Origin of the sequence: Proteus sp. HMSC14B05 (assembly GCF_001808035.1) — a bacterium.
GTDB lineage: Bacteria > Pseudomonadota > Gammaproteobacteria > Enterobacterales > Enterobacteriaceae > Proteus > Proteus mirabilis.
Genome location: NZ_KV792002.1, coordinates 205,551 through 216,970, shown reverse-complemented (window position 1 = coordinate 216,970; position 11,420 = coordinate 205,551). Strand labels below are relative to the sequence as shown.

12 protein-coding genes are annotated in these 11,420 nt (G+C 38.7%); 7 read left to right on the top strand and 5 right to left on the bottom strand.

All coding sequences use genetic code 11. The features are described from left to right. Window positions 1-61: 61 nt before the first annotated feature. Window positions 62-628 (bottom strand): D-glycero-beta-D-manno-heptose 1,7-bisphosphate 7-phosphatase, encoded by a 567-nt coding sequence (gene gmhB / locus HMPREF3129_RS17025; RefSeq protein ID WP_017827605.1) that lies wholly within the window; start codon window positions 626-628, stop codon window positions 62-64. 210 nt (window positions 629-838) lie between these two features. On the opposite strand from gmhB, the gene metN reads away from it, so the two are divergent. The 6 genes from metN (at window position 839) to proS (ending at window position 6,561) form a co-directional block, all read left to right on the top strand. Further along, window positions 839-1,870 (top strand): methionine ABC transporter ATP-binding protein MetN, encoded by a 1,032-nt coding sequence (gene metN / locus HMPREF3129_RS17020; RefSeq protein ID WP_004245446.1) that lies wholly within the window; start codon window positions 839-841, stop codon window positions 1,868-1,870. After that, a complete protein-coding gene (locus HMPREF3129_RS17015) occupies window positions 1,863-2,516 on the top strand; it encodes a methionine ABC transporter permease MetI (protein WP_004245447.1) in 654 nt (217 codons plus the stop codon). Before metN ends, HMPREF3129_RS17015 begins: the two co-directional genes overlap by 8 nt. A 94-nt stretch (window positions 2,517-2,610) precedes the next feature. Further along, the gene (locus tag HMPREF3129_RS17010; RefSeq protein ID WP_004248707.1) at window positions 2,611-3,426 is read left to right on the top strand and encodes a MetQ/NlpA family lipoprotein; all 816 of its coding nucleotides are present in this window, start codon (window positions 2,611-2,613) and stop codon (window positions 3,424-3,426) included. Window positions 3,427-3,556: 130 nt separating this feature from the next. After that, window positions 3,557-3,967: an Rcs stress response system protein RcsF gene (rcsF, locus tag HMPREF3129_RS17005; protein WP_004248708.1), complete on the top strand. Its 411-nt coding sequence runs from the start codon at window positions 3,557-3,559 to the stop codon at window positions 3,965-3,967. Continuing rightward, window positions 3,964-4,671 carry a tRNA (N6-threonylcarbamoyladenosine(37)-N6)-methyltransferase TrmO gene (tsaA, locus tag HMPREF3129_RS17000; RefSeq protein ID WP_017628595.1) on the top strand — a complete coding sequence of 236 codons (708 nt, stop codon included), beginning with the start codon at window positions 3,964-3,966 and terminating at the stop codon, window positions 4,669-4,671. Before rcsF ends, tsaA begins: the two co-directional genes overlap by 4 nt. A gap of 174 nt (window positions 4,672-4,845) precedes the next feature. Then, entirely contained in the window at window positions 4,846-6,561 is a 1,716-nt protein-coding gene (gene proS, locus HMPREF3129_RS16995) for a proline--tRNA ligase (protein ID WP_004245451.1), read from the top strand. Window positions 6,562-6,678: 117 nt separating this feature from the next. Here proS and nlpE read toward each other — a convergent pair whose 3' ends face one another. Further along, on the bottom strand, window positions 6,679-7,359 hold the full coding sequence (nlpE, locus tag HMPREF3129_RS16990; protein WP_004245452.1) for an envelope stress response activation lipoprotein NlpE: 681 nt from the start codon (window positions 7,357-7,359) through the stop codon (window positions 6,679-6,681). 261 nt (window positions 7,360-7,620) lie between these two features. On the opposite strand from nlpE, the gene rof reads away from it, so the two are divergent. Then, the gene (rof, locus tag HMPREF3129_RS16985) at window positions 7,621-7,881 is read left to right on the top strand and encodes a Rho-binding antiterminator (protein ID WP_004245453.1); all 261 of its coding nucleotides are present in this window, start codon (window positions 7,621-7,623) and stop codon (window positions 7,879-7,881) included. A gap of 36 nt (window positions 7,882-7,917) precedes the next feature. Here rof and tilS read toward each other — a convergent pair whose 3' ends face one another. The 3 genes from tilS to accA all read right to left on the bottom strand — a co-directional run bounded on the left by tilS (window position 7,918) and on the right by accA (window position 11,417). After that, window positions 7,918-9,243, bottom strand: coding sequence for a tRNA lysidine(34) synthetase TilS (tilS, locus tag HMPREF3129_RS16980; protein WP_017628593.1), 1,326 nt, complete (start codon window positions 9,241-9,243; stop codon window positions 7,918-7,920). Between the two features lie 174 nt (window positions 9,244-9,417). Next, window positions 9,418-10,161 carry an SDR family NAD(P)-dependent oxidoreductase gene (locus tag HMPREF3129_RS16975; protein WP_036918946.1) on the bottom strand — a complete coding sequence of 248 codons (744 nt, stop codon included), beginning with the start codon at window positions 10,159-10,161 and terminating at the stop codon, window positions 9,418-9,420. Window positions 10,162-10,457: 296 nt separating this feature from the next. After that, entirely contained in the window at window positions 10,458-11,417 is a 960-nt protein-coding gene (accA, locus tag HMPREF3129_RS16970) for an acetyl-CoA carboxylase carboxyl transferase subunit alpha (RefSeq protein WP_004245456.1), read from the bottom strand. Window positions 11,418-11,420 lie beyond the last annotated feature (3 nt).

The following is an 11,420-nucleotide window of genomic DNA, read 5'->3' as shown; positions in this document are numbered from 1 at the left end:
TGAGGCTGGCAATAGTTTTTTGAAAAAAAATGTTTGTTTGTTGGTTAATTAAACGAAGTGCCTATTTTTTGTGGCTTTTAAGCCATTTTGGCAAGTCGGATAAGCTATCTAGAACAAAATCTGCACAAGTTTCGGCCTCTTCTGTAATCGCTTTTCCTGTGCGAACGAGAATTTTATGCCCAACGCCAGCCGCTTTTGCTGCCAACATATCTTCTTTTTTATCTCCCACCATATAAGAAGATGCCATATCGATGTTTAATTGTGTTTTCGCATCCATAAACATACCTGTTGCAGGTTTACGACAGTCACACTCTTTTTTGTATTCTTCTATAATTGCATCTGGATGATGTGGGCAATAATAAATGCCGTCTAAATCGACGCCTCGATCAGCTAAAGACCAATCCATCCATTCAGTTAAATGTAAAAACTGATCTTCACTATAATACCCTCGACCAATACCTGACTGATTAGTCACTAGCACTAAAGCATATCCCATGGCTTTTAATTCAGCCATTGCTTCAATCACACCTTCGATAAATTCAAAGTTATCAATTTCAGATACATAACCATGATCGATATTAATCGTTCCATCGCGATCTAAAAAAATCGCAGAAATCCCCTTGCTCACAGCATTACTCCTTTTAGATATTTGCGCTTAGTATCGCATGTTTTTTCTTATATAGAGAAGCATATCCACCTTTCTTTCTTTTATTGACTATTATTACCTATTACGCTTCTGCTCTTTTTTGTTGACTTGGACGTCTAGACGCCTTAACATCTATTTTAACTCGGGCAGAATAGCGTGAATGCCCCATATTCTACTTATATAAAGAACAAGATGATTAAACTGACGAATATAAATAAAGTATTTAAGCAGGGAGCGCGTTCAATACAAGCGCTATCAAATATTAACCTGCATGTGCCACAAGGGCAGATTTTTGGTGTGATTGGGTCGTCAGGTGCAGGTAAAAGTACTCTCATACGCTGTGTAAACATGTTAGAAAAGCCGACATCAGGTGAAGTTTGGGTTGATGGTCGTGATCTAACAAAATTATCTGATAAAGAATTAACCAAAGCACGTCGTGGCATTGGCATGATTTTCCAACATTTTAATTTACTGTCCTCAAGAACGGTATTTGATAATGTTGCCTTACCTCTAGAACTTGATAACACGCCGCGTGCAGATATTAATAAACGTGTTAATGAGTTATTAGAATTAGTGGGTTTAGCAGATAAAAAAGAGTATTACCCTGCCAATTTATCAGGGGGACAAAAGCAGCGTGTTGCGATTGCTCGAGCATTAGCTAATTCACCAAACGTTTTATTGTGTGATGAGGCAACTAGTGCTCTTGATCCTGCAACGACGCGTTCTATTTTAGAACTGTTAAAAGATATTAATCGTCGTTTAGGATTAACTATTTTACTTATCACTCATGAGATGGATGTTGTAAAACGTATTTGTGACCAAGTTGCCGTGATCAGTGGTGGTCAATTAGTTGAAAGTGATGCGGTAAGTGAGGTTTTCTCTCACCCTAAAACACCCGTTTCTCAAGCATTTATTCAATCAACATTACAATTGGATATTCCTGACGATTATAAAGAACGTATGAAGCCAGAGTGGGAAGAAGGCTTATTCCCGCTGTTAAAGCTTGAATTTAATGGGTTATCTGTTGATGCGCCATTAATGTCTATTGTTGCTCGTCGTTTTGATGCTGATATTAATATTTTAAGTTCTCAAATGGACTATGCCGGTGGAGTAAAGTTTGGCGTGATGCTAGCAGAATTACACGGTAAAAATGGTAACACAGAAAAGTCTATCGCGTTTTTAGAAGAGCATCATGTGAAAGTAGAGGTTCTCGGTTATGTCTGAAGGAATGATTTATTTATTAATTAGTGGGATCTGGGAAACCTTAGTCATGACATTTGTCTCAGGCTTTTTTGGTTTTGTCATTGGATTACCATTAGGTGTCTTACTTTATGTGACTCGACCAGAGCAAATTATGGCGAACTCACCCGCTTATAAAGTAATTTCTGCTTTAGTTAATATTTTTAGGGCCATCCCTTTTATTATCTTATTAGTTTGGATGATCCCTTTTACACGTATGGTAGTAGGAACATCCATTGGTTTACAGGCGGCTATCGTTCCGTTAACTGTAGGAGCTGCACCTTTTATTGCACGTATGGTAGAAAATACCTTATTAGAAATACCTCATGGTTTAATTGAAGCTTCTCGTGCCATGGGGGCAACACCAATGCAGATAATCAAGAAAGTTTTATTACCAGAATCTTTACCAGGTTTAATTAATGCTGCAACCATTACACTCATTACATTAGTCGGTTATTCCGCAATGGGGGGCGCTGTGGGTGCCGGTGGTTTAGGTCAAATTGGTTATCAGTATGGTTATGTGGGCTATAATGCCACAGTAATGAATACCGTCATTGTACTACTTGTTATTCTTGTTTTTATCATTCAGTTTATTGGCGATCGTTTAGTTAAACTGACAACACATAAATAAATGAATTAAAGGTTTCTATTCATCTACTATCTAATCAATAAATGTAGTTTGTATGAAACCTTTTATTTAACCAGTTCAAAGAAAGGGTAAATCTATGTCATTGAAATTTAAATCACTTGCTGTAGTCAGTGCGTTAGTCGGTGCTTTAGCTTTAGCAGGTTGTGGCGAAAAAGAAAAAGATCCCAATCATATCCGTGTGGGGGTTATTTCTGGTTCTGAACAACAAGTTGCTGAAGTTGCTAAACAAGTCGCTAAAGATAAATATGGACTTAATGTTGAACTCGTCACTTTCAATGACTTTGTCATGCCGAATGAATCATTAAGCCGTGGTGATATTGATATTAATGCCTTTCAACATAAGCCTTATTTAGATCAACAAATCAAAGATCGTAATTACAAAATTACGGCTGTAGGTAATACCTTTATTTACCCTATTGCTGGTTATTCTAAAAAAATAACGGATTTAGCAGATTTACCCGATGGTGCACAAGTGGCTATCCCTAATGATCCAACCAACTTAGGTCGTTCACTGCTACTTTTAGAAAAAGTAGGATTAGTGAAATTAAAGGAAGGGGTTGGTTTATTACCGACTAAACTGGATATCATTGAAAATCCGAAAAACATACAATTAGTTGAGTTAGAAGCACCACAATTACCGCGCTCTTTAGATGATCAAAAAATCTACTTAGCGGTTATTAATACAACCTATGCGAGTCAAGTTAACTTAACTCCAGCAAAAGATGGTATTTTTGTTGAAGATAAAGATTCACCTTATGTCAATATTATTGTTGCCCGTGAGGACAATAAAGATGATGAAAATGTGAAGAAATTTATTCAATCTTATCAAACAGATGAAGTTGATAGCGCTGCGAATAAGATTTTTAACGGTGGTGCAGTAAAAGGTTGGTAATCATCTCACAACTCAACTTAATAATAAAAAAGGCGGACATTTGTTCGCCTTTCTCTTTTTTACTGGGCTAATTTGCATTAAATTAGGGCGGTTTAATTTTTGTATAGACAATAATAAAGAGGATATACCCATGCACATGCGCTTGCTACTTATTGGCATTATAGCGCTGTTTATGACCGGCTGTTCAATGCAGAAATCATCTGATGTTGATCAGTCTAAGTTTACGGATATGCGTTTAAATAAACCTGGCCAACCACAAAAGCCCAAACAGCAAACTTTATCTCCTGTTCGCATTGTTGAAAAAACAGAAGATCTTTTAGGTGCGCCTTTTAAAGATTTAGGTGTTGTTGCCGGTGAATCTTGCCGACAAACACTACAAGATCCACCCGCAAGCTTACCTGCTGCGAAAAAAAGAATGGCTATCAAAGCGGCTTATAAAAATGCGAATGCAGTTTTATTACATGAATGCCAAATAGTCACAGGAATGGGTTGCTATCAATCGGCAATCTGTGAAGGTTCAGCACTATTAATTACTCAATGAATAGCTACCAAATAACATCTATAGGGCATATTATCAGCCCTTATAAAGAGAAATTTGCCGTTCCTCGCCAACCTGGATTAGTCCAGGATGGCGTAGGCCAGCTAATACTACACACACCTTATAATCATCCCGATGCAGTAAGGGGCTTAGAACAATTTAGCCATCTTTGGTTATTATTTATTTTTCATCAAACAGCGCAACAAGGTTGGCATCCATTAGTGCGCCCACCAAGATTAGGGGGGAATAGCAAACTCGGGGTTTTCGCCACTCGCTCAACTTTTCGCCCTAATGCTATCGGCATGTCATTAGTCGAGCTAAAAGATATCATTATTGAAAAGCAATCGGTGATCTTGCAACTAGGCAGTCTAGATCTTATTGATGGAACCCCCATTATTGATATCAAGCCGTACCTTCCCTATGCTGAATCTATTGCTGGTGCAACAGCAGGCTTTGCCCAATATGCTCCTCATGAAGAGATGGAGATTCTTTTTTCTGAAGATGCCACACAGCAGTTACAATATTACTCTCATCAATATCCTCATCTTATGCGATTTATCACTCAAGTATTGCAACAAGATCCGCGTCCTGCTTATAAAAAAAGCGAACAAAGTGATAGAGTATATGCCGTGCATTTACTGGATTTTAATATTCGTTGGCAAGTCAATGGGCAGCAAACACTTGTTCTTAGTATAGAACCGCGCTAACTTGCACTTACTAACATTGAAACTTCTTGTCTTTAAGCAAATCAGATTGAAAAAAATGCTTTGCCTCTTTTGGCAAACCTAAGTCACTGGTAGACTAAAGACTTTCTCTATTTATATTGATGTAGACTGGCCTGACAGTCAGCCTAAGTATTTTTGTTCTAATGGAACCTAATAATGCGTACTAGCCACTATTTGCTCTCTACTTTGAAAGAGACGCCTGCTGATGCCGAAATTGTCAGCCATCAACTCATGCTTCGCGCAGGTATGATCCGTAAACTCGCATCTGGCCTTTATGATTGGATGCCGACCGGTGTTCGTGTCCTGAGAAAAATTGAGAAAATTGTTCGTGAAGAGATGGACAACGCAGGCTCACTTGAAATTTCAATGCCGGTTGTTCAGCCTGCTGATCTATGGCAAGAAAGTGGCCGTTGGGAACAATATGGCCCAGAATTGTTGCGTTTTACAGATCGCGGTGAGCGTCCTTTTGTTTTAGGTCCAACCCATGAAGAAGTGGTGACCGATATTGTTCGTAATGAAATCACCTCTTACAAACAACTACCACTCAACCTTTACCAAATTCAAACTAAATTCCGTGATGAAGTACGCCCGCGCTTTGGTGTTATGCGTTCACGTGAGTTTATCATGAAAGATGCCTATTCATTCCATATCTCTCAAGAGTCTCTACAAGAGACTTACGACAGAATGTATCAAGCCTATAGCAATATCTTTACTCGTATTGGTTTAGACTTCCGTCCAGTATTAGCTGATACAGGCTCTATTGGTGGTAGTGCCTCTCATGAATTCCAAGTATTAGCAGATAGCGGAGAAGATGATATCGTATTCTCAACAGCATCTGACTATGCTGCTAATATTGAATTAGCAGAAGCGGTTATGCCAGCAACACCTCGTTCACCAGCAACAGAAGAGTTACGTTTAGTAGATACACCAAACGCAAAAACTATTGCTGAATTAGTTGAACAATTTAATCTGCCTATTGAAAAAACAGTTAAAACACTTATTGTTCATGCAACTGAAGAAAGTGGTCATAAATTAGTGGCTTTATTAGTCCGTGGTGATCATGAGCTCAATGAAATAAAAGCAGAAAAATGTAGCATTGTCGCTTCACCTTTAGTTTTCGCGACTGAAGAAGAGATCCGCCAAGCTGTTAATGCAGGTCCAGGCTCTCTTGGTCCAATTAACTTGCCATTACCAATCATTATCGATCGCGCTGTATCTGTTATGAGCGATTTTGGTGCTGGTGCAAATATTGATGGTAAACACTACTTTGGTATTAACTGGGAGCGTGATTTACCTCTTGCTGAAATGGCGGATATCCGTAATGTTGTCGAAGGTGATCCAAGCCCAGATGGTAAAGGTACTTTACTTATCAAACGTGGTATTGAAGTCGGTCATATCTTCCAACTAGGTAAGAAATATTCTGAAGCATTAAAAGCGACGGTACAAAACGAAGAAGGCCATAACCAAGTTGTGACTATGGGTTGTTATGGTATTGGTATTACTCGTATCGTTGCAGCGGCAATCGAACAAAATCACGATGCTCGTGGTATTATCTGGCCTGATGCTATCGCACCTTTCCAAGTTGCCATTTTACCAATGAACATGCATCGTTCTTATCGTGTAAAAGAAGTAGCAGAGAAACTCTATGCTGACTTACGTGCACAGGGTATTGATGTATTATTTGATGATCGCAAAGAGCGCCCAGGTGTGATGTTTGCAGATATGGAGCTGATTGGTGTACCACACACCATCGTGATTGGTGATCGTAATCTGGATAACGAACAAGTTGAGTATAAAGCACGCCGTAGTGATGATAAATCGCTGGTCAATGTGAATGATGTTGTTGCCTTTATTAAAGAGCAACTGGTTTAATCCATTTAATATTGTTTAGCCCTTATGGGCTAAACTGACCAAACTTAACGACTGCTGTTACCACTTTTGTTAACGTAAAAAAAACCGCTTTATTTAAAGCGGTTTTTTTATAATGAATTAACTTCTGCTATTACGACGGCTATTGCAAGAGCCATGACGATCAAAGCGTGGTTTATTATCGGTAACCACTAATGCACGATCATACTGTCCATCTTCCATTGAAGGACGAATACTATAGTAACCTCTGACCTCTAGATAGACAGGTGTTCCGCCATCAACGCCTGTAGCAAAATAGCCTTTTTCTAATACTAATCCATCAGCGGCATAGACACGTCCAGATTGGCAATCTTTAAAGGTTCCAGCGTCAGCAAAATAGGTAAATTCACCCGCTAACTGCTTAGGTTGAACCTTTGCTAAGGTATAATTAAGACCCGAATTAATTACATTACCATCGATATCCAACATAACTAATTTATCTTCACGAGGTAAATAGTAACTCTTCTCGCCATAACTATTAGTCAAGGTCAGTTTATCTTTACTTAATGACCAAGTACCTGACTCAAAAAAACTTCGATTGTCATCAGAAGTGCCTTGGTAACTTTGCTCCATTACATAAGAGCCATCTTGATTGACAAGAATAGTCGTGTCGATACCAGAACAATCGGCACAAGGTAGAATACTGTTATATGTTTGATCAACAATTTTACCATCGAGTGACAGGCCAATATTATTCTGGCAGCCTGACATAATAAATAACCCTGCAGCAATGGCTGCAAATAAAAGTTTTTTCCCCATCATCAACTCCCTAAGTTCTGGGTACTTTCTAATTTCTCGTTTTCAATGCTAGTTTAGCATTTTTTTAAGCAAAAAGGGTGAATAAAACCCCCTTTAAGATAATTACACTACGTTTTAGTATAAATTCTTAAATCTTGTCGCAGAATGCACTATTTCAGAAAATTATCACAATAACTATTGTGATCACTTCGAATAACAGCATAATGATTTTATTCTGAATTATTCACTGGCGGCAATACCGCCACGAACGAGTGGTGAGGGAATATGTCAACAAATACAGAATATCAACCAATTAATTGTGATGATTATGAATATTTGGAGTTAGCTTGCCAACGAGGCTTAACACTCCATATTGAATTACATAATGGTGAGCAAATTGATGGTGTCGCAGATGATCTCTTTTTAAGTAAAAAAGTTGAATATCTGAAAGTAAAAACATCTGAGGGTGCAAAAGATTTACGACTGGATATTATTGCCAGTTTTTCTCATCCCGAACTTGGCACTATCATAATCAAATCTGAATAACTATTTACATAAACAACCGCCGTAATTGGCGGTTGTTTACGACGCTTGCCACTCAATTGTTATACTTTGTTCTGTTGTTGCATTTCCCTCTAAAGTCACAAAAGTATTAACCGCTGCAATTAATGTATCGTTATAATAAATCAATGGGATACGAGTTCTTTGCCATGGGGCAATATTAAGCTCTTGCCAAATTTTCTTGCTTGATCTGGCCAAATCTCGCCCAACAATACGTAAAGATGAAGCCGTTAAGCCAAAACGAACCGTCACTTTTTCATCTGCTAACGGTGCTCTGCAGATTGTTTTACCGCTATCACGACTCACCGCTAATATCCCTAACTGATTAGGCAAAATTAAAGGTTGTGATAATGACCATTCGATAACCCTATCCGTTAGTTCTTCCATAACTGGCACAAGATAGAGGCGTTGTTGATAACGCCTAACTTCATCTTGGAAAAAACGTAACCGTGGCTCTGCATCTGCTTTAGCTAAAGCAACTTCTTGCCATAGCCGCGACAATTGAGATCTTGATGGCATGCTTTTATTACATTTAGCAAACCAACGACGCAACAATGCATTACGTTTTATTTCGCTACAGCGGGACAATAAATTGATATCTAAACTCTGATGCTCATCAATCAATTGCTGCAATTCTACATCGAGTAACTCATCTAAGAGCGCTTCTTGTTCACCACACAGTGCGGCACTACGAGTAACTGCTTGAGAAAAATGTGGCCAGCGCTGAGTCAATAGAGGCATAACATGTAAACGTAAGAAATTGCGATCATAGCGATCATCTTGATTACTATCATCCTCAATCCATAATAAACCGTGCTCATGTGCATAAGCTTCGATTTGCTCACGTGTGATATTAAGTAATGGTCGTAATAAATACCCTTGTTCAAAAGGCATTTTTGCAGGCATTGAAGACAACCCAGCCGGTCCACTACCGCGTTTAAGCGCTAATAGGAAAGTTTCCGCTTGATCATCTTGATGTTGTGCCGTCACTAAAACTTGATTAGGCTGTAAATATTGGCGATAAGCTTGATAGCGCGCTTCTCTGGCACCCTGCTCAATTCCCCCTTCTTTCCCATTGACTTGTACTCTTTCACTGATAAAACTGACCTGCCAGTTGTGACAAAAATGTTCGCAATGCGTGAGCCAATCATCGGCTTTTGAGTTCAATCCATGATGAACATAAATTGCCGTTAATTCTAAAGGAAGTTGATATTTATCACGTAAGCAAACCAACCCATGCAATAAAACGGTTGAATCAACTCCACCACTAAAACCCACTAAAATATGAGAATGAGAGCCAATTTGTCGTTTAATTTCGTTAATAAGAGGACAATTTTTCAGTTCCATAGCATTATCAGTTATCGAGGAATTCAATGGGTTATGTTAAGCCTTTCCATTGCATTTTGCACGAACACAACCTTTCGCCGCAACATAATAAAAAAGAAAGCAGAATATAGCTTTTCACTTAAGCTGATAACGATACTAAGAAAATGCTGTCCTCATCGCTGTCATGGGTTTAAATTATGCCGTAAAACCACCATCAACGAGATAAGAAGCCCCTGTGACAAACGAGGCGGCATCACTTGCTAAAAAGGCAACAACATTAGCCACCTCTTCAGGTGTACCTAACCGACCAATAGGGTGTAAAGCGACGAGTTTTTGTTTGTCTAATTCACGCCCCTCTAATAAAGGAGTATCAATATAGCCTGGACAAACAGCATTAACACGAATACCTTGACTGGCATAATCAAGCGCTAACGTTTGTGTGAGTAATTTAATGCCCCCTTTAGAGGAGCAATAAGCAGGAAATGCATGCTGGCCGACAAAAGAGCAGATTGAACTACAGTTAACAATAGCGCCTGTGGTTTTAGTTTCTAACCAATGTTGAATAACCGCGCGGTTAATAAGAAATAGTCCATTAAGATTAACATCAAGCACTTTTTTCCATTGATCGTAATGTAATTTATCAGCAACGGTATCGGTTAAAACCCCCGCATTAGCAAATAAAAAATCCACTTTGCCATAATGTTTTACTACATGCTTAACCAGTTGTTGATTATCTTGCTCATTGGCGGCATCCATTTGTACAAATTCTGCGGAAAACCCTTTATCTTGCAAATACTTTTGTGCTTTTTCCCCAAGACCTGAATGACTTCCAGTAATAACAACCGATGCCCCTAGTGATAAAAATTTCTCAGCGCTAGCTAAACCGATACCACTATTACCTCCGGTGATAATGCCTACTTTGTTGCTAAATGAAATCATAACTTTTCCTTCTTTGATTAACGATAAGCCTTATCAAATCATAGGTAGGGTTACGTATTTTTTAAGCAAAGATAAACATAAATCTTATATTTGAGATCGAGTTAACATATTGATATATAATTAAAAATGAAAGTATCACAAGCTATTACTATTAATAATAGAAATAGTTTTATAAAAGAAAAATTAGCTGGAGTGATAGTGGTGTGATAATAGCCTGATCCTATTCGCCATAAAAAAAACCCCATGCTATAGCATGGGGAGTGATCTTTTTAATGGCTAGCTAAGTACCCGCTCAATCAGCAATAGCCATATTCCATTAAGCGTTGATAACGGCGGTTAGTGAGTTCTTCTGTATCAAACTCATCTAACTGCGCTAAATCAGCTTTTAGCTGTGCTTTTAGTGATGCTGCCATTTCATCATAATGACGATGAGCACCACCTAAAGGTTCAGGGATCACCGTATCAATCAATTTTAATTCTTTTAAACGATTTGCCGTGATCCCCATAGCTTCAGCAGCTAATGGTGCTTTATCAGCACTCTTCCATAGAATAGAAGCACAACCTTCTGGCGAAATAACGGAATAGGTGCTGTACTGCAACATATTCACTTTATCACCCACACCAATCGCCAAAGCACCACCAGAGCCACCTTCGCCAATAACGGTACAAATAATTGGCACACCAAAGCGAGACATTTCTCTTAAATTACGAGCAATCGCTTCTGATTGTCCACGCTCTTCAGCGCCCACCCCCGGATAAGCTCCCGGAGTATCAATAAAAGTGATAATAGGTAATTTAAAACGTTGTGCCATTTCCATTAAACGCAGCGCTTTGCGATAACCTTCAGGAGCCGGCATACCAAAATTACGACGAATTTTTTCTTTCGTTTCACGTCCTTTTTGATGACCAATGATCATCACCGGACGACCGTCTAAACGAGCAATACCACCGACAATCGCTTTATCATCAGCATAAGCGCGATCACCCGCCAACTCCTGAAAATCAGTAAAAACACGATTAATATAATCAAGGGTATAAGGTCTTAATGGATGACGAGCAAGTTGTGCCACTTGCCATGCACCAAGATCAGAGAAAATTTTTCGAGTAAGTTCTAAACTTTTTTCTCTTAAGCGTGCAACTTCTTCATCAATATTAATATCAATTTTTTCATCATGTTGGCTAACTGCGGTTAGCGAATCGATTTTCGCTTCTAACTCGGCAATTGGCTGTTCAAAATCCAGAAAATTAAGACTCATAAC